The sequence below is a fragment of the Kocuria sp. SM24M-10 genome (assembly GCF_001027955.1).
In the GTDB taxonomy this organism is placed as follows: Bacteria; Actinomycetota; Actinomycetes; order Actinomycetales; family Micrococcaceae; genus Kocuria; species Kocuria oceani.
This window is the reverse complement of the sequence record NZ_LDNX01000046.1, coordinates 1-15,602: the sequence shown is the minus strand read 5'-3', so window position 1 is coordinate 15,602 and position 15,602 is coordinate 1. Positions and strand designations below refer to the sequence as shown.

The following is a 15,602-nucleotide window of genomic DNA, read 5'->3' as shown; positions in this document are numbered from 1 at the left end:
GCCCGGCCGGCCTAGCCTCGGCGCCAGTCGTCGTTCGTCAGGTGGGAGCCGGCCTGCGGCCCCATCTGCACCATGCCGCCGTCGACCACCCAGGACGCGCCGGTGACGTAGGCGGAGGCCGGGGAGGCGAGGAAGGCGATGACCGAGGCGATCTCCCGGGCGTCCCCGGGCCGGCCCAGCGGAACGCCGGGACGATGGGTGCGCTGCGGGTTCTCGTCCTCCTGGCCCGTCATGGGGGTCGCGATCTCCCCCGGGGCCACCGCGTTCGCCGTGATCGCGTGCTCCCCCAGCTCCAGGGCGATGGTCTTCACGAGCCCGCCCAGCCCGTGCTTGGCGGCGTCGTAGGCGCTGGAGCCGACCCGCGGCAGGTGCTCGTGCACGCTGGTCACGGCGATCAGCCGTCCGCCGCGCCCTGCGGCGACCATGTGCCGGGCGGCCGCCTGGAGGCAGACGAACGCCCCGTCCAGGTCGGTGGCCACGACCTTGCGCCAGGTGCCCAGCGAGGTCTCCAGGAATGGGACGTTCGCCCCCGTGCCGGAGTTGTTCACGAACACGTCGAGCCCGCCGAGCTGCTCCACCAGGTCGTCCACCACACCGCCGCAGCCGTCGAGCTCCGTGGTGTCCAGCCGGGCGACCACGGCGCGGCGGTCGTAGGAGCGGACCTCCTCCGCCGTGCTCTGTGCACCGGCCTCGTCCTGGTGCCAGGTGATGCCGACGTCCATCCCGGCCGCCGCCAGGGCGACGGCCGTCGCGCGGCCGATCCCGGAGTCCGAGCCGGTCACGATGGCGGTGCGAGGGGTGAAGTCCATGGTCGTGCCTCTCCGCCCGCCGCCGGCGGGCTGTTCCCGAGGTGCTGCCGGAACCATCAGCCTACTACTGATTCCGGGCGGCGGCACCGGGCCCCGTCGAGTCCGTGACGGACGGTTGCGGGTCCCGTACGTTCGGAGGAAACTGTTAAGCAAGCTGATGATAGGACGTGAGGAGAGCGCCATGGTGCACCAGGAGCCGGCAGGAGCGTCCGTTCCCGAGGGTGCCGGGAGAGGCGTCCCGAACGGTGCGGGCGCCACGACGCCCCGGGGGCGTCGCCAGGACGTGGTCGCCGCGGAGAAGCAGCAGTACGGGGGTGTGAAGTTCGGCTGCGCGTTCTTCGGCTGGATGACCGCGACCGGCATCGCCGTGCTGCTCACCGCCCTGCTGACCGCGATCGGGGCGGGCGTCGGCGTGGCGACCAGCACCGATCCGGCCGAGATCGCGGACCAGGTCGGGCAGAACGCCGGCACCGTGGGGATCGTCAGCGGCATCGTCCTGGCCGTGATCCTGTTCGTCGCCTACTTCGCCGGCGGCTACGTGGCCGGCCGGATGGCGCGGTTCGACGGCGCCAAGCAGGGCGTGGCCGTGTGGGTCTGGGCCGTCGTCATCGCGATCGTGCTGGCGGTCGTGGGCGCCGTGGCGGGCGGCCAGTTCAACGTCCTGCGGGACCTCAACGGCTTCCCGCGGATCCCGATCGGCGAGGGCGCCCTGACCACGGGGGGCATCGTCGCCCTGGTCGTCGCCGTGGTCATCCCGCTGGTCGCCGCGATCCTCGGCGGACTCGCCGGGATGCGCTTCCACCGCAGGGTCGACCAGGCCGGGATCGACCACCAGTACCGCTCCGGTCTCTGAGGCACCGGCCCCTCAGGCACCGGACCTTGAGGCACCGGAGGCCTGGTCCCGGGCGGTGAGGTCCCGGGCGGTGAGGTCCCGGGCAGTGAGGTCCCGGGCGGTGCCGTCCCGTGGTCAGAAGCTCAGGACCAGCCGCCCCCGGACACCGCCGCTCTCGAGCCGGCGGTGGGCCTCGGCGGCCTCCGCGGCGGGCAGGACGCCGGCCACGCGCAGGGTCAGCACTCCCTCCTCCACCCAGCGGCGCAGGATTTCGAGCTTGTGGCCGGAACGGTACTCGCGCGGCACGCTGATCCGGTGCACGGTGATGTCCCGGCCCGGGTTCCCGTCCCAGTGCCGGACGGTCGCGAAACGGCCGCCGTCGCGCACCGCCGGAGCGGCCTTCTCGTTCAGCACAGCGGCGTCCACGAGCGCGTCCACCCCCTCCGGGAAGAACTCCCGGATTCGCTCCGCCACGTCGTCGCCGCGGGCGACCACGTGGTCGGCGCCCAGGCTCTCCACGAGCTCCAGGTCCCGGTCGGCGGCGTCCGCCACGACGGTGAGCCCCTGGTGCTTGGCCAGCTCCACCACGTAGTTGCCCAGGGTGCCGGCGGCCCCGGTGACGGCGAGGGTCTGCTCCGGCTGGAGGTCGAGCTCCTCGAGGATCTGCAGGGCCGTCAGCCCGTTCATCGGCAGGGTCGAGGCCGTGGCGAAGTCCGTGTTCGCCGGGATCCGGGCGATCGAGTCGTCCGGGGCGACCAGCAGCTCCGCGTAGGCGCCCCCGTGCTCGCCGCGGGGCAGGGCGATCGCCATCACGGCGTCCCCCACCCGCCAGGCGCTGCCCTCGCCGACCTCGTCGACGGTCCCGGCCGCGTCCATGCCCGGCACGTACGGCGGGCGCCGCTCGCCCAGCGGCTGTCCGCCGGCGCGCAGCACGGTGTCCGTGGGGCTGACGGCCGCGGCCCGCACCCGGATCCGCACCTCGCCGGGGCCCGGGTGCGGATCCGGCACCTCGTGGGCGGCGAGGGCCTCCGGCCCTCCGAACGACGTGACTCCGATGACCAGCATGACCGTTCCAACGGCGGCGGTCCTGCGCCCATTCCGGAGCCCCGCCCGAAGACGTCCCGACGACGTCGCGACGACGTGCCGATGCCGTGCCGTTGCCATTGCGACATGCACGCCGATCCCCCGTCACACGGTTGCAGGGGCACACACCCCGGGACCATCCTGGAGCCGGGCTCAGCCGCACTCTGGAGGAGACATCATGATCACGGCAGACTACGTCGCCCTGCCCGTCGCAGACCTGGACCGGGCGAGGCGCTTCTACGCCCGTCTCGGCTGGGAGCTGGGCCCCCCGAGCCGGAACGTCCCGGCGGGCGCCACGATGCTGGTGCGGGGCGCGGCGCACGTCATGGTCCTCAGCGAGGACCGTCATCGGCACCCGGTGGGCCCGGAGTCACCCGGCACCGCGGCCGACTCCTCCGTCGTCACCGCGATCGACGTGGAGTCTCCCGCGGAGGTCGACGCCGTCGTCGAGCGGGCCGTCCGCGCCGGTGCGACGGAGGGCGAGATCATGGACTACGGCTTCCTGCGCTCGCGCGGCTTCCAGGCCCCGGACGGGCACCACTGGGAGGTCCTGTGGGTGGATCAGGCGCCGGTCCGGGCCGGCGGGGCGGGTGAGCAGCCGTGGCGCCGTCCGTCCTGATCCACCTGCCGGTGGTCGACCTCGCGGCGTCCCGGAGCTTCTACACCGCACTCGGATGGACTCCCGACCCCGGGTTCTCCGACCAGCACGCCGTGACCGTCGTGGCCGGCGAGGGCCTGTGGGTCGTGCTCCTCGACCACCTGACGTTCCGCGGCCGCGCGGACAAGGACATCACGGACACCAGGCGCTGCGCCTCGGTCATCACGTCCCTGTCCGTCGCGACCCCGGAGGAGGTCGACGTGTTCGTCGACCGCGCGGTGGCCGCCGGCGCCCCGGAGGGCCGCCCCCAGGACCAGGACTTCCTGCGCTCGCGCAGCTTCCAGGACCCGGACGGCCACCTCTGGGAGATCGTGTGGATGGACCCGCTGGCCAGCTCCGGGAACTGGACGGCGGTGCAGCAGAAGTACCCCCTGGAGGGCTCCGGGCACGCCTGAGCGGCGCCGGACGCACGCCGCCCGGCCGCGGAGCGACCGGGCGGCGCGGATCAGCCGGTCACTCCTCCGAGACGGCCGCCGCGAGCCGCTCGAGGGAGCCCTCCAGGGCGCCCTCCTCGAAGAGCGGGAAGGACACGGCCTTCTTGGCCTCCGGGGTCGCGTGCTCCCAGGAGTAGGTCTCGGTGACCAGGGTCGCGCCGGGGCCCTGCGGCTCGAGCTCCCAGATCCACTCCCAGCCCTCGAGCTCGGCGCCCTGCGGCTTCGGCCGCCAGGCCAGGAGCTTGTTCTCGTCGAAGCCCGAGACGGTGTTCTCCATGACGTAGTCGCCGCCCATGTGCTCACCGTTCATGTTCATCACGAACACCTGGCCGACCTGCTGGATGCGCTGGTCGTCGCCGGAGACCACCGTGCCGGAGCCGTCGATCTGCTGGTGCCGGGACGGGAGGCTGAGGACGTCGAAGATGGCGTCGGCGGGGGCGTCGATGAGGCGGCTGGCGGAGATGCTGTTCTCGGACATGCGGGATGTTCCTTTCGTCGGGACGGTACGGCCCCACCGTAGGCATGTGCAGGGGCGGACCCGCCAGCGCATTCCGCTCCCCGCGTACCCGGGCCGGCGGGGCGCCCCGGACGGTCAGTAGGGCCGCTGGGCGGGATCCACCTGCTCGATCCAGGCCAGCACCCCGCCCTCCAAGTGGGCGGCGTCCGCGTGCCCGGCCGCCCGCAGCAACCGCAGCGCCCGCTCGGAGCGCGCCCCGGCCTTGCAGTGCAGCAGCACCCGGCGTCCCGGGTCGATCCCCGCCAGCGCCTCGCCGGACTCGAACCGGGCCAGGGGGACCAGCCGCGCACCCGGGATGGCCGCGAGACGGGCTTCGTAGGGCTCGCGCACGTCGAGGAGCTCGAACTGCGCCTCGCCGCGCTCCCGGGCGGCGAGCAGCTGTGCCAGCTGCGGCGCCGTGACCGTGGGCAGCGGCGCGGCCGGCCCCTCCCCCGCCGGCCGCGCCGGGGCGGGCGCCACGCAGGGGGGAGTCCCGGCGTCGTCCTGCAGGGAGCGCACGGGCGGGCGTCCCGGCGTGGGCGCCAGCGGGATCTCCCACCAGCGCGCGGACAGGGCGTCGTAGGTGGCCACCCGGCCCAGCATGGTGGCGCCGATCCCGGTCACCAGCTTGACGGCCTCGACCGCCATGGCGGTCCCCAGCAGGCCCGGCAGGACACCGAGCACCCCGGCCTCGGCGCAGCTGGGCACGGTGCCCGGCGCCGGCGGCACCGGGTAGAGGTCCCGGTAGGTGGGCCCGTGCGCGCCCCAGAAGACCGAGTACTGGCCGTCGAAGCGCAGGATCGAGCCCCACACGTGCGGGATCCCGCCGAGCTCGCACGCGTCCGAGACGAGGTAGCGGGTCCCGAAGTTGTCCGAGCCGTCCAGCACGAGGTGGTAGCCGGCCAGGACCCGCCGCGCGTTCGCCGCCGTGAGCCGCTCGCGGTGCTCGACCACGTGCACCAGCGGGTTGAGGTCGGCGATCCGCGCCGCGGCCGAGACCGTCTTGGGCGCGCCCAGGACGGCCTCCCCGTGGATCACCTGGCGCTGGAGGTTGGAGGAGTCCACCACGTCGTCGTCGACGATCCCGAGGGTCCCCACCCCCGCGGCGGCGAGGTAGAGCAGCGCCGGGGAGCCCAGTCCGCCCGCGCCCACGCACAGCACCCGGGCGTTCTTCAGCCGCCGCTGGCCCTCCTCCCCGATCTCGGGGACGGTGAGGTGCCGGGCGTAGCGGCGGAGCTCGGCGTCGGTGAGCTCGGGGGCGGGGTCGACGAGCGGGGTCAGGTCCACGGCGCTCAGGCGTCCAGTCCGACCCACTCGGTGGAGCCGTCGGCGAAGGACTGCTCCTTCCAGATGGGCACCTCGGTCTTGATCCGGTCGACGAGCGCGTCACAGGCGGCGAACGCGAGCTTGCGGTGGGCGGCGCCGACGGCGGCCTCCAGGGCGGAGTCCCCGACCTCCAGGTGGCCGATCCGGTGGGCCGCCCAGATCCGGGTGCCCGGGAACTCCTCGGCGACCGCCCGGGCCACGTCCTTGACCGCCCGGTCGGCGCCGGGGTGACAGGTGTAGTCCAGGCTCGTGACGGAACGGCCGCCGTCGTGGTCCCGGATCACGCCGCTGAAGGAGACCACGGCGCCGGTGCGCTCGTCCTGCACGGCCGAGACCGCCTGTCCGTGGTCCAGCGGCTCGTCCGTCACGAACGCCGCGACGACGGCGGTGTCGGCCTGGATGGGTCCGGGAGTGCTCATCGGTCGTTCTCCTCGTGCGGTTCGGGGTGCTGCGGTCCGGGGGTCTGCGGCGGCCGGGCCCGCTGCTCGGGGGTCTGCGGGGCGGAGGCGTGGTGCCGGGACCCGGGGGCGGTGTGCCCGGGGTCGGTGTGCCCGCGGTCGCGGTGGCCCTCGAGCTGGTCGCAGACGTGGTCGAGCAGGGGCTCGAGCACCTTCAGCCCGTCCCACACCCCGCCCGTGGAGCCGGGGAGGTTGACGACGAAGGTGTGCCCGCTGACGCCGGCGTGCCCGCGGCTGAGCACCGCCAGGGGCGTGGTCCTCCGGCCCTCCGCCCACAGCGCCTCCATGATCCCCGGCAGCTCCCGGTCGAGGAAGGGGCGGGTGACCTCCGGGGTCAGGTCGTCGGGGGCCAGGCCGGTGCCGCCGCTGGTCACCACGACGCTGGGCCGGTCCTCCGGCGCCCGTGCCACGAGCAGGCGCTCGAGCTGGGCGCGGACGTCCTCGCCGTCGGCCACCACGAAGGGGCCCTCCACGGTGAAGCCGTGGGAGCCGAACCAGTCCGCGGCGATCCGCCCGCTCCGGTCCCGGTAGACCCCGGCGGCCGCGCGGGTGGAGGCGACGATGACGGCGGCGCTCCTCATGCGCGGTCCCCGCCGTTCCGTGCCCAGTCCCCCGACTTCCCGCCGGACTTGGCGAGCACCCTGACCCGGTCGATCTCGGCGAGCTTGTCCACGGCCTTGATCATGTCGTAGAGCGTCAGCGCGGCCACCGACGCCGCGGTCAGCGCCTCCATCTCCACGCCGGTCACCCCGCGGGTGCGCACGGTGGCCGTGATCCGCACCCCGTCCGCCAGGCGCTCGAAGTCCACCACCACCTTGCTGATCGGCAGGGGGTGGCACAGCGGGACGAGCTCGGGGGTCCGCTTGGCCGCCATGATCCCCGCGACCCGGGCCACCGGCAGGGCATCGCCCTTGGGGAGGTCCGCGGCGAAGACCTGCTCGACGACGTCGGGCCGGGTGCGCAGCGTGGCGGTCGCGGTGGCCTCGCGGGTGGTGACGTCCTTGTGCGAGACGTCCACCATGTGCGCGGAGCCGTCCGCCCGGACGTGCGTGAGGCCCTGCTGCTGATCGGTCATCTCGGTGCGGTCCCTTCGGGTCTCCGGTCGGTGCGTCCTCCTATTCTGGCCCACTGCTCCGGCCCGCGTCCGTTCCGGGGCCGGGCCTGGTTCCGGGTCGGGCGCGGTGCTAGCTTGGCCGCACGCCCTCCCGCGCCGCCGATGCCGCCGACCTGCGAAGGAGCACACGATGACGGACGAGCACGCCAGCCACGTCGAGGACCTGCCGGTGCACACCTGCTGGGAGCTGCTGCGGGACGCCGGTGTCGGCCGCCTCGCCGTGTGGGTGGAGGACCACCCGGACATCTTCCCGATCAACTTCGTGGTGGACCACGGGACGCTCGTCTTCCGCTCGGCCGAGGGGACGAAGCTCGCGGCCGCCCTGACCGGCGTCCCGGTGGCGGTGGAGATCGACGGGTACGACGCGTCCTCCGCCCAGGGGTGGAGCGTGGTGCTCAAGGGCCGGGCCGAGCGCATCCAGCAGATCCAGGAGCTGACGGACACCCTGGACCTGCCGCTGTTCCCGTGGCAGTCGGGCCGGAAGGGCAGCTTCGTGCGCGTCGTGCCGGGTCTCGTGACCGGCCGCCGGTTCCCGGTCGCGGACCCGGGAGAGTGGCGCACCCCGGTGTCGGAGGCGCGGCGGGCCCCGGATGAGTGAGCGGGTCGGCGACGGGACCGTCCGCCCCGGCGGGCCGGAGCGGCTCGCCCGGTGCCCGTCGGCCGGCCTGCTGCTCGACGTCCGCGACGAGGGGCCCGCCGACGGCCCCCCGGTGCTGCTGCTGCACGGCTTCCCCCAGGACCGCACGAGCTGGGACAGCCTCGCGCCCACGCTGCACGCCGCGGGCCTGCGCACCCTGGCCCCCGACCAGCGCGGCTACTCCCCCGGGGCGCGGCCCCGCGGCCGCGGGGCCTACCGGCTGGAGCTGCTCGTCGAGGACGCCGTGGCGGTGCTCGACGCCGCAGGGGTGGAGCGCGCGCACGTGCTCGGCCACGACTGGGGCGGGATCGTGGCGTGGGCCCTCGCGGCGCACCGTCCGGAGCGGACGGCGTCCCTCACCGTGGCCTCGGTGCCGCATCCGCGGGCGCTGTCCCGGTCCCTGGTCCGATCGGGGCAGGGGCTGCGCTCCGCCTACGTGGCCGCCTTCCAGCTGCCCCGGCTCCCGGAGACGGCGCTGGGCCCGCGGCTCGAGGACCTGCTGCGCCGCTCCGGCCTGCCCGCCGCCGAGGCAGCCCGCTACGCCGCCCGGATGCGGCAGCCGGGCGCGCTGACCGCGGCCCTGGACTGGTACCGCGCCGTGCCGCTGTCGCGGCTGCGCACGGGGCCGGTCGACGTCCCGACCACCTACGCGTGGGGCAACCGGGATCCCGCCCTGGGCCGCCGGGCCGCGGAGCTGACGGCCGAGCACGTGCGCGGCCCGTACCGGTTCGTGGAGCTGGACGCCGGGCACTGCCTGCCCGAGACCCGCCCGGAGCAGCTGGCGGCGCTCGTCGTGGCGCGTGCCGGCGGGACCGGCTAGCCCCTCAGCGCCGGGCGGGCCCCTCGTCCCTGGGGGTGCCGCGCCCCCGGCCGGGAGTGCCGGCGATCCGCAGCGCCGCCTCGACCGCCACGAGCGCGAACGCGGTGTAGTAGACCCACACCGAGGGGTAGAGCTGCGGGACGGTGCCGTTGCGGCCCACCAGGCTGAGCACGAACAGGAGCGCGCCGGCCACGAGGAGGACGAGGTGCACGGTGCCGAAGGCGCCCTCCGTCCCGCGCCGGGCGAGGAAGATCGCCAGCACGGCGAAGAAGATGGGGAACAGCATCTGGCCCACCACGGTGATCGCGTTCTGGTGGTACTCGTAGCGGCCGAGCGCCTGGATCACGGCGGTGGCGGCGAGCAGCAGGGGCGCGGGAAGGGACTTCATGAGGGCCTGTTCTGTAGCGGTCGTCACGGGATCGGTCGACACGGGGTTCCCCGGTCCCGGGCCGGGCGGCCGGGCGAGGGGCGCAGGCCAGTCTAGTCAGCGGGGCGGACGGTCCCGGCCACCGTCAGTCGAGCGCGAGCAGCTCCACGGGAGCACCCGCCGGCAGCTCCGCGTCCCCCGGCGGCAGCAGGACGAGGGCGTTGGCCCGGGCCGCGGCGGCCAGCAGGTGGGAGCCGGGACCGCCCGCCATCCGCACCACGGCGCCGTCCCAGACGCCCCGGCGGACCTGGGTCCTGCCGGGCAGCGGGCGGACGGCCTCCGCGAGCCGCGCGGTGCGGAGCGGGCGGGGGACGGGGGCGCCCACGGTCTCCGTCAGCGCCGGCCGCAGGAACATCTCGAAGGACACCAGCGTGCTCACGGGGTTGCCGGGCAGGCACACGAAGGGCACCCCGTCCCGGAGGGCGAGCCCCTGGGGCCCGCCCGGCTGCATCGCCACGTGCACGAACTCGCCGTGGGGCCCGAGCACCTGGCGGACGACCTCGTAGGCGCCCTCGCTGACGCCGCCGGAGGAGACGAAGAGGTCGGGTCCCCGGGCGGCGTCGGCGGCCAGCCGCGCGGCGAAGGCCCCGGCGTCGTCGGGAACCAGGTGGGCGGCGAGCACCTCCACGCCGGCCTCCGTGAGCTGGGCGGCCAGGATCGCCGCGTTCGCGTCGAAGATCTGGGCGGGACCGCGCTCGGCCCCCGGGGCCACGACCTCGTCCCCGGTCGTGTAGACCACGGCCCGGGGCCGGGCCCGCACGCGCAGCGCGGCGCACCCGAGGGCCGCGGCGAGGCCTATCCGGGCGGGTGTGAGCCGCTGCCCCGCCGACAGCGCCGTCGTGCCCTCGAGCAGGTCCTCGCCCGCCCGGCGCACGAACCGGCCCGCCGGCTGGTCGGCCGGGACGCGCAGCACGGTCCCGGGAGCCGGGAAGCCGCCCGGCAGCGTCTCCTCGACCGGGACCACGGCGTCCGCCCCGGGCGGCAGCGGCGCACCGGTCATGACGGGGGCCGCCTCCCCGGCCGCCAGGGGCCCCGGGACGTGGCCCGCCGGGACGGGGGCGACGATGACGAGCCGCGCGTCCTGCTCCCCCGGCGCCCGCCGGGTGTCGGCGGCGCGCACCGCGAATCCGTCCATCTGCGAGTTCTCGAAGGGCTGCAGGCTCAGGGGCGCCACGAGGTCCTCGGCGAGGACCCGGCCCAGGGCCTCCCGCAGGGGGACGGTCTCCCCGCGCGGGCGGATCCCGCGCAGGGCCTCGGTGACCGCACGGCGGTGCTCGTCGACGCTGCGGACCGGGTGCTGCGCGTGCCTGCTCATGCCCCCAGCGTAGGGGCCCGCCGCGGAGCGCACGCGGCGGGCGGACCTGGCAGGATCGGTGGCATGGCACAGCGGGAGGTGGAGCACACGCCGGACGGGCGGTGGATCGTGGTGGACGGGCGGCGCTGGCGGCGGCAGGATCCCGCGCTGCCGGACGACGTCGCGGTCCGGCTCAGATCCCACCTGGGGCGTGCCCGCGCGGCGGTGCGCACCGCGCGCCGGGAGGGCTCGGAGGACCGGCTGCGGGCCGTGCGGGACCGGGTCGGGCTGGCGAAGCGCGGCCTGGGCGAACGGGGCACGCCCTGGTGGGAGCAGAGCCCGGCCGAACGGGAGGCCCGCTGGACGGAGGCCCTCGCGCGGCTGGACGAGCAGGCCCCGCCGGAGCCGGCCTGACCCCGGCCAGGGCGCGGTGCAGGCGCAGGACGGGCGCGGCGCGGACACGGCGCGGACCGCCGGTGGAGGACCCGGCCGGCGCACCGGACATTCTCGGCATGCTGGGGACTGATTACACTGGGCGGACCATCCCGGCACGCCGAGCACCGTGCGGGCCGGACGCGACCACCGAGGCGGTGACATGAGCGTTTCCCTGGGACTTCCGCAGATCCGCAGTGCGGGACCGGCGCCGAGCGGAGCCCCGGCCGGAACGGGGCTCCTGGACCGCCACGGCCGCCGCGCCACCGATCTGCGGCTGTCGGTGATCGACAAGTGCAATCTGCGCTGCACCTACTGCATGCCCGCCGACGGCCTGCCCTGGCTGCCCGCCGCCCAGCTGATGACCCCCGGCGAGATCCTCCGGATCGTCGGCGTCGGGGTGCGGCAGCTCGGCGTGACCGAGCTGCGCCTGACCGGCGGGGAGCCCCTGGTCCGCCGCGACCTCGAGGACGTCGTGGCCGGGGTGCGCGCGGCGCACCGGGACCTGCCGATCTCGCTGACCACCAACGGCATCGGCCTCGCCGCCCGTGCACCCGCCCTGGCGCGGGCCGGGCTGACCCGGATCAACATCTCCCTGGACAGCCTGGACGCCGAGACCTTCCGCCGGCTCGCCCGCCGCGACCGGCTCGCCGACGTGCTGGCCGGGGCCGAGGCCGCCGCGGCGGCCGGGCTGACCCCGGTGAAGATCAACGCGGTGCTCATGCGCGGGATCAACGACCACGAGGCGCCCGAGCTGCTGGCCTGGGCGCTCGAGCACGGCTTCGCGCTGCGCTTCATCGAGCAGATGCCCCTGGACGCCGACCACGGCTGGACCCGGGCGGACATGGTCACCGCCGCGCAGATCCGCGACCGGCTGGCCACCCGGTTCCGGCTCGTCCCGCACCCGGGGAAGCGTGACGGCGCCCCGGCCGAGCTCTGGGACGTGCACCGCGCGCCCTCCGCCGCGGCTCTCGCGCAGGATCCCGCCCAGGAACCCGCGCTGGATCCCGCCGTGGGCTCCGGTGGCGACGACGAGCCGCTGGGCACCGTGGGAGTGATCGCCTCGGTCACGGAGCCCTTCTGCGCCGACTGCAAGCGCACCCGGATCACCGCCGAGGGCAGGATCCGCTCCTGCCTGTTCTCCCACGAGGAGGTCGACCTGCTCCCGCTGCTGCGCGCCGGGGCGACCGACGCGGAGCTGGCCGAGCGCTGGCGGGCGGCGATGTGGGTCAAACCCGCCGCGCACGGGATGGAGCACACCGGCCTGGACTCGGCCGACTACGTCCAGCCCGCCCGCACGATGAGCGCGATCGGGGGCTGAGGGGCGTGCTGATCCGCTACTTCGCCGCCGCCCGGGCCGCCGCCGGCACCGAGGCCGAGACCCTGGCGGTCCCGGCCGACCGGCCCTGCACCCGCCGGGACGTGGAGGCCCTGCTGGTCCGGGCCCACCCGCAGCCGCCGCCGGGGCAGCCGCCGCTGGCCGAGGTGCTGGCCCGGTCGAGCTTCCTGCTCGACGGCGTGGCCTGCCCCGATCCGGCCACCCCGGTCCCGGCCGGGGCGGTGCTCGACGTCCTGCCGCCCTTCTCCGGGGGGTGAACGGGTGGGCGCCACGGACCCGGCCCCGGTCTTCCACGCCGTCGTCCTGGCCGGCGGGCGCTCCTCCCGGCTGGGCGGGCGGCCGAAGGCGGGCCTGCGGCAGGACGGGCGCACCCTCGTGGAGCTCACGCTCGACGCAGTCCGGGGAGCGGCCGGGATCGTCGTCGTCGGGCCCCCGGAGCTCGCCGTCCCCGCGGGCGTGCTGCGCGCCCGGGAGGACCCGCCGTTCTCCGGACCGGCCGCGGGCATCGCGGCGGGCCTGCGCGCCCTCCAGGCGCTGCCCGAGGCGCCGTGGACCCTGGTCCTCGCCTGCGACATGCCCGGGGTGGCCCGTGCCGTCCCGCTGCTGCTGGAGGCCGCGAGGATCGTGCCAGGGACGGACGGGCACGTCGGCGTCCCGCCCGACGGCCGCCGCCAGCCCCTCGCGGCCCTGTACCGCTCGGAGGCGCTGCGCGCGGCCTACGCGGGCCAGGACCCCGCGGACCGCTCGGTGTTCTCCTTCCTGCGCCACCTCCGCCTGCACGACGTCACCGTGGCCGAGGACGCCACCGCGGACGTGGATACGTGGGACGATGTGCGGAGGCACCACCTGACCTGACCACGAACGGGCGGTCCCCCGCCCGGGAGGAGCACGGCATGCCCAAGGACCTGAGCCCGGCGGAGCACGAGACGCTCGAGCAGTGGCTCGCGGCGGTGCGCGCCGCCCTGGACGTCCCCGACACCGAGCTGCCGCTGGACGCCGTGCTGGGCCTCACCGGGCGGGTGGCCCACCGCACCGTGCGACCGGCCGTCCCGCCCACCGCCTACCTGCTGGGCTACCACGTGGCCCGGGCGGTCGCCGCGGGCGAGGAGGAGCACGACGCGCTGCGCCGCGCCCTCCGCACCGTCGGCGACCTCGTCCCCGCCGCCCGCCGAACCCCCGAGGAGAACTGATGTCCGGACTGCCCCTGCCCCACGACACCAACAGCCCCTACACGCACGCGCTGCCCGTGATCGAGGACGACGACGCCCCCGCGCCCGCGCCCGTGGAGGTCGAGACCCTCCAGGACGCCGAGTGGCACCGGGCCCGGCAGTTCTCCTACGACGTGGCCACCGCCCTCCCCAGCCACTGGCTGCCCCTGCAGGAGGCCCTCGGCGGGGTCCTCGCCCAGGACGTCACCGCACCGATCCCCGTGCCGCACTACGCCTCCTCCGCCATGGACGGCTACGCGGTGGCCGGCCCGCAGCCGTGGACCGTGGTCTTCCCGGAGCCCGTGGAGACCGATCCCCGCAAGATGCTCACGATCCCCCCGAAGGACCTCTACCGCCCGGTGCTCAACCTGGAGCCGGGGCAGGCCACGCGCATCGTCACCGGCGGGCTCGTCCCCGCCGGTGCCCGGGCGGTGCTGCGGGACGAGTTCGCGCACCTGTCCGAGGAGGGCACGGTGCTGACCATCGCCGCCCACGCCCCCTCGGCCGAGGACATCCCCTACGGGCAGAACATCCGCCGCACCGGCGAGGAGGTGGCCGCCGGGGACGTCATCCTGCACGGGCAGTGCCTGCTCAACCCGGCGCACATCGCCTTCGCCGCGATCAGCGGCCACGACATGCTCCCCGTCCGCCGCCGCCCGCGCGTGACCATCCTGCTGACCGGCAGCGAGGTGGTCGAGGACGGGATCCCCGAGCCCGGCCAGGTCCGTGACGCCTTCGGCCCGCAGCTGCCCACCTTCGTGGAGATGCTGGGCGGGTCCGTGGACCAGCTGCGGCGCGTGGAGGACACCGCCAAGGCCATGCTCTCCGCCCTCACCGAGGCGCCCTCCGGCATGGCCTCGGTGCTCGACGCCCGCACCGAGGTGGTCATCACCACCGGCGGGACCGGCCACTCCGACGCCGACCACGTGCGCTCCGCGCTGGAGGAGCTCGGGGCGGTCTTCCTCCTCGACGGCCTCGCCCAGCGTCCGGGCCACCCCACGTTCCTCGCCCGCCTGCCCGAGGACGGGCCCTTCGTCGTCGGGCTGCCCGGGAACCCGCTGGCGGCCATGACGAGCATGTTCACGGTGGCCCAGCCGCTGCTGGCCCGGCTGCACGGCGACCCGGCCCCGACCACGCGCACTCTGCCCGCGGCCGAGGAGCTGCCGGGCCAGAAGGTGACCGCCCTGGTGCCCGGCTACCTGCAGGACGGGACGGTCGCCCCGCGGGACCGGGTCGGCGCGAACATGCTGCGCGGGCTCGCGCACGCGGACGTCATCATCGTGGTGCCCCCGGGCGGGGTGGCCGCCGGGCAGGACGTCGAGGTCGTGCCCCTGCCCTGGCGCTGACCCGCAACCGGGTGGAGGAGGGCCCGGGCACCGGGGTGCCCGGGCCCTCCTCCGTCCTCGGGTCCTCCCCGCGGGGCCCGCTCCCTCGCCGCGCGGCGGCCGCTCAGGCGGTGAGGAAGAGGACCAGGGCGCCCAGGACGAACACGCTGGAGGCGGCGAGCGCGCAGCCGAACTCGACCACGATGCCCAGGCCCGCGGCCTTGAGGGCCGCCCAGCTGGAGTCCAGGGCGGTGCGCAGGTCGCGCTGACGGGCGGTCTCGCTCAGCAGCAGGCCGACGAAGAAGCCCACGAAGATCCCCACGACCGGGATCACGAACAGCCCCACCACGGCGCCCGCCGCCGCGTACAGCAGGGAGCGGTTGGGGATCTGCCGCTGCTTGAGCCGGGCGCCGGTGAGCACCGCGCTCGCGGCCATCCCGATGACCGCCAGCACGGAGCCGACGACCAGCACCGTCCACCCCTCCACCGCCTGCACCGTGAGCGCCCAGACCAGTAGCCCCACGACGATGAGGATCGAGCCCGGCAGGACCGGGACGATGACGCCGAGGCATCCGACGACGAGCAGGACGGCGGTGATGAGGGTGGCGATGATCTCGGCGGTCACGCCCTCATCGTAGGCGGTCGCGGCCGGCTGTCCCCCCAAGAGGCCGCAGACCTGCCCCCACCGTCGCTCCTACCCTGGGACGGATGTCCACCACCGTCCTGCAGCCGGCACGCCCGGACGCCGAGCAGCCCGAGGAGCGCCCCGCGCGCAGCTCCTCGTGGTTCCTGCTGGCCTCGGTGCTGCTGCTGCTGATCGGCACGGGAGGACTGATCCACGCCAACACCTCCGACCGCGGCCCGGACCCCGCCGGGACCGGCGGGCCGAGCCGCACCGCTCCCGTGCCCG

The 15,602-nt window shown here is 75.6% G+C and carries 21 protein-coding genes and 1 pseudogene; 12 read left to right on the top strand and 10 right to left on the bottom strand.

All coding sequences use genetic code 11. From position 1 onward, the window contains the following. Window positions 1–11: 11 nt before the first annotated feature. The gene (locus tag ABL57_RS05315; protein ID WP_047802410.1) at window positions 12–809 is read right to left on the bottom strand and encodes an SDR family oxidoreductase; all 798 of its coding nucleotides are present in this window, start codon (window positions 807–809) and stop codon (window positions 12–14) included. Between the two features lie 181 nt (window positions 810–990). Here ABL57_RS05315 and ABL57_RS05310 point away from each other — a divergent pair, with 181 nt between their 5' ends. Then, window positions 991–1,662: a hypothetical protein gene (locus ABL57_RS05310; RefSeq protein ID WP_047802409.1), complete on the top strand. Its 672-nt coding sequence runs from the start codon at window positions 991–993 to the stop codon at window positions 1,660–1,662. Between the two features lie 114 nt (window positions 1,663–1,776). On the opposite strand, the gene ABL57_RS05305 is transcribed toward ABL57_RS05310, so the two are convergent. Further along, on the bottom strand, window positions 1,777–2,706 hold the full coding sequence (locus ABL57_RS05305; RefSeq protein ID WP_047802408.1) for an NADP-dependent oxidoreductase: 930 nt from the start codon (window positions 2,704–2,706) through the stop codon (window positions 1,777–1,779). A gap of 196 nt (window positions 2,707–2,902) precedes the next feature. Here ABL57_RS05305 and ABL57_RS05300 point away from each other — a divergent pair, with 196 nt between their 5' ends. After that, window positions 2,903–3,343, top strand: coding sequence for a VOC family protein (locus ABL57_RS05300; protein WP_047802407.1), 441 nt, complete (start codon window positions 2,903–2,905; stop codon window positions 3,341–3,343). After that, window positions 3,325–3,777: a VOC family protein gene (locus ABL57_RS05295; RefSeq protein WP_047802406.1), complete on the top strand. Its 453-nt coding sequence runs from the start codon at window positions 3,325–3,327 to the stop codon at window positions 3,775–3,777. Before ABL57_RS05300 ends, ABL57_RS05295 begins: the two co-directional genes overlap by 19 nt. A 58-nt stretch (window positions 3,778–3,835) precedes the next feature. Here the strand turns inward: ABL57_RS05295 and ABL57_RS05290 are convergent, their stop codons facing one another. The 5 genes from ABL57_RS05290 to moaC form a co-directional block, all read right to left on the bottom strand. Next, window positions 3,836–4,294 (bottom strand): SRPBCC family protein, encoded by a 459-nt coding sequence (locus ABL57_RS05290; RefSeq protein ID WP_047802405.1) that lies wholly within the window; start codon window positions 4,292–4,294, stop codon window positions 3,836–3,838. A 114-nt stretch (window positions 4,295–4,408) separates the two neighbouring features. Next, on the bottom strand, window positions 4,409–5,599 hold the full coding sequence (gene moeB / locus ABL57_RS05285; protein ID WP_047802404.1) for a molybdopterin-synthase adenylyltransferase MoeB: 1,191 nt from the start codon (window positions 5,597–5,599) through the stop codon (window positions 4,409–4,411). Between the two features lie 5 nt (window positions 5,600–5,604). Then, window positions 5,605–6,057, bottom strand: coding sequence for a molybdenum cofactor biosynthesis protein MoaE (locus ABL57_RS05280; protein ID WP_047802403.1), 453 nt, complete (start codon window positions 6,055–6,057; stop codon window positions 5,605–5,607). Continuing rightward, on the bottom strand, window positions 6,054–6,677 hold the full coding sequence (locus ABL57_RS05275; RefSeq protein ID WP_338130220.1) for a MogA/MoaB family molybdenum cofactor biosynthesis protein: 624 nt from the start codon (window positions 6,675–6,677) through the stop codon (window positions 6,054–6,056). The genes ABL57_RS05280 and ABL57_RS05275 overlap by 4 nt, the downstream gene beginning before the upstream one ends. Then, window positions 6,674–7,171 carry a cyclic pyranopterin monophosphate synthase MoaC gene (moaC, locus tag ABL57_RS05270; protein WP_047802402.1) on the bottom strand — a complete coding sequence of 166 codons (498 nt, stop codon included), beginning with the start codon at window positions 7,169–7,171 and terminating at the stop codon, window positions 6,674–6,676. The genes ABL57_RS05275 and moaC overlap by 4 nt, the downstream gene beginning before the upstream one ends. 169 nt (window positions 7,172–7,340) lie before the next feature. On the opposite strand from moaC, the gene ABL57_RS05265 reads away from it, so the two are divergent. Together ABL57_RS05265 and ABL57_RS05260 are read left to right on the top strand one after the other, a co-directional pair. After that, window positions 7,341–7,808: a pyridoxamine 5'-phosphate oxidase family protein gene (locus ABL57_RS05265; protein ID WP_047802401.1), complete on the top strand. Its 468-nt coding sequence runs from the start codon at window positions 7,341–7,343 to the stop codon at window positions 7,806–7,808. After that, window positions 7,801–8,667 carry an alpha/beta fold hydrolase gene (locus ABL57_RS05260; protein ID WP_082157242.1) on the top strand — a complete coding sequence of 289 codons (867 nt, stop codon included), beginning with the start codon at window positions 7,801–7,803 and terminating at the stop codon, window positions 8,665–8,667. Before ABL57_RS05265 ends, ABL57_RS05260 begins: the two co-directional genes overlap by 8 nt. Before the next feature lie 4 nt (window positions 8,668–8,671). On the opposite strand, the gene ABL57_RS05255 is transcribed toward ABL57_RS05260, so the two are convergent. Beyond that, the gene (locus ABL57_RS05255) at window positions 8,672–9,055 is read right to left on the bottom strand and encodes a hypothetical protein (protein WP_047802400.1); all 384 of its coding nucleotides are present in this window, start codon (window positions 9,053–9,055) and stop codon (window positions 8,672–8,674) included. Window positions 9,056–9,179: 124 nt separating this feature from the next. Beyond that, the gene (gene glp / locus ABL57_RS05250) at window positions 9,180–10,409 is read right to left on the bottom strand and encodes a gephyrin-like molybdotransferase Glp (protein ID WP_047802434.1); all 1,230 of its coding nucleotides are present in this window, start codon (window positions 10,407–10,409) and stop codon (window positions 9,180–9,182) included. Window positions 10,410–10,472: 63 nt separating this feature from the next. Between glp and ABL57_RS05245 the strand changes: the two genes are divergently transcribed. The 6 genes from ABL57_RS05245 to ABL57_RS05220 all read left to right on the top strand — a co-directional run bounded on the left by ABL57_RS05245 (window position 10,473) and on the right by ABL57_RS05220 (window position 14,713). After that, window positions 10,473–10,802, top strand: coding sequence for a hypothetical protein (locus ABL57_RS05245; protein WP_047802399.1), 330 nt, complete (start codon window positions 10,473–10,475; stop codon window positions 10,800–10,802). Window positions 10,803–10,983: 181 nt separating this feature from the next. Continuing rightward, on the top strand, window positions 10,984–12,141 hold the full coding sequence (locus tag ABL57_RS05240) for a GTP 3',8-cyclase MoaA (RefSeq protein WP_047802398.1): 1,158 nt from the start codon (window positions 10,984–10,986) through the stop codon (window positions 12,139–12,141). A gap of 5 nt (window positions 12,142–12,146) precedes the next feature. After that, window positions 12,147–12,416, top strand: a complete 270-nt coding sequence (locus tag ABL57_RS05235; RefSeq protein ID WP_047802397.1) for a MoaD/ThiS family protein — start codon at window positions 12,147–12,149, stop codon at window positions 12,414–12,416. A gap of 4 nt (window positions 12,417–12,420) precedes the next feature. Beyond that, window positions 12,421–13,014, top strand: coding sequence for a molybdenum cofactor guanylyltransferase (locus ABL57_RS05230; protein WP_047802396.1), 594 nt, complete (start codon window positions 12,421–12,423; stop codon window positions 13,012–13,014). A 38-nt stretch (window positions 13,015–13,052) separates the two neighbouring features. Beyond that, window positions 13,053–13,349 (top strand): DUF6457 domain-containing protein, encoded by a 297-nt coding sequence (locus tag ABL57_RS05225; RefSeq protein ID WP_053004760.1) that lies wholly within the window; start codon window positions 13,053–13,055, stop codon window positions 13,347–13,349. Then, on the top strand, window positions 13,349–14,713 hold the full coding sequence (locus tag ABL57_RS05220; RefSeq protein WP_053004759.1) for a molybdopterin molybdotransferase MoeA: 1,365 nt from the start codon (window positions 13,349–13,351) through the stop codon (window positions 14,711–14,713). The genes ABL57_RS05225 and ABL57_RS05220 overlap by 1 nt, the downstream gene beginning before the upstream one ends. A gap of 103 nt (window positions 14,714–14,816) precedes the next feature. On the opposite strand, the gene ABL57_RS05215 is transcribed toward ABL57_RS05220, so the two are convergent. Further along, window positions 14,817–15,317 (bottom strand): DUF456 domain-containing protein, encoded by a 501-nt coding sequence (locus tag ABL57_RS05215; protein WP_047802395.1) that lies wholly within the window; start codon window positions 15,315–15,317, stop codon window positions 14,817–14,819. An 83-nt stretch (window positions 15,318–15,400) separates the two neighbouring features. Between ABL57_RS05215 and ABL57_RS05210 the strand changes: the two are divergent. Then, window positions 15,401–15,602 (top strand): annotated as a pseudogene (locus ABL57_RS05210) (lytic transglycosylase domain-containing protein); the annotation flags it as partial.

Excerpts from the sequence above, each read along its gene's own strand:
- ABL57_RS05315 (WP_047802410.1), bottom strand. The coding sequence starts at position 809 with ATGGACTTCACCCCTCGCACCGCCATCGTGACCGGCTCGGACTCCGGG.
- ABL57_RS05310 (WP_047802409.1), top strand. The coding sequence starts at position 991 with ATGGTGCACCAGGAGCCGGCAGGAGCGTCCGTTCCCGAGGGTGCCGGG.
- ABL57_RS05305 (WP_047802408.1), bottom strand. The coding sequence starts at position 2,706 with ATGCTGGTCATCGGAGTCACGTCGTTCGGAGGGCCGGAGGCCCTCGCC.
- ABL57_RS05300 (WP_047802407.1), top strand. The coding sequence starts at position 2,903 with ATGATCACGGCAGACTACGTCGCCCTGCCCGTCGCAGACCTGGACCGG.
- ABL57_RS05290 (WP_047802405.1), bottom strand. The coding sequence starts at position 4,294 with ATGTCCGAGAACAGCATCTCCGCCAGCCGCCTCATCGACGCCCCCGCC.
- ABL57_RS05280 (WP_047802403.1), bottom strand. The coding sequence starts at position 6,057 with ATGAGCACTCCCGGACCCATCCAGGCCGACACCGCCGTCGTCGCGGCG.
- ABL57_RS05275 (WP_338130220.1), bottom strand. The coding sequence starts at position 6,677 with ATGAGGAGCGCCGCCGTCATCGTCGCCTCCACCCGCGCGGCCGCCGGG.
- moaC (WP_047802402.1), bottom strand. The coding sequence starts at position 7,171 with ATGACCGATCAGCAGCAGGGCCTCACGCACGTCCGGGCGGACGGCTCC.
- ABL57_RS05265 (WP_047802401.1), top strand. The coding sequence starts at position 7,341 with ATGACGGACGAGCACGCCAGCCACGTCGAGGACCTGCCGGTGCACACC.
- ABL57_RS05260 (WP_082157242.1), top strand. The coding sequence starts at position 7,801 with ATGAGTGAGCGGGTCGGCGACGGGACCGTCCGCCCCGGCGGGCCGGAG.
- ABL57_RS05255 (WP_047802400.1), bottom strand. The coding sequence starts at position 9,055 with ATGAAGTCCCTTCCCGCGCCCCTGCTGCTCGCCGCCACCGCCGTGATC.
- glp (WP_047802434.1), bottom strand. The coding sequence starts at position 10,409 with ATGAGCAGGCACGCGCAGCACCCGGTCCGCAGCGTCGACGAGCACCGC.
- ABL57_RS05245 (WP_047802399.1), top strand. The coding sequence starts at position 10,473 with ATGGCACAGCGGGAGGTGGAGCACACGCCGGACGGGCGGTGGATCGTG.
- ABL57_RS05240 (WP_047802398.1), top strand. The coding sequence starts at position 10,984 with ATGAGCGTTTCCCTGGGACTTCCGCAGATCCGCAGTGCGGGACCGGCG.
- ABL57_RS05225 (WP_053004760.1), top strand. The coding sequence starts at position 13,053 with ATGCCCAAGGACCTGAGCCCGGCGGAGCACGAGACGCTCGAGCAGTGG.
- ABL57_RS05220 (WP_053004759.1), top strand. The coding sequence starts at position 13,349 with ATGTCCGGACTGCCCCTGCCCCACGACACCAACAGCCCCTACACGCAC.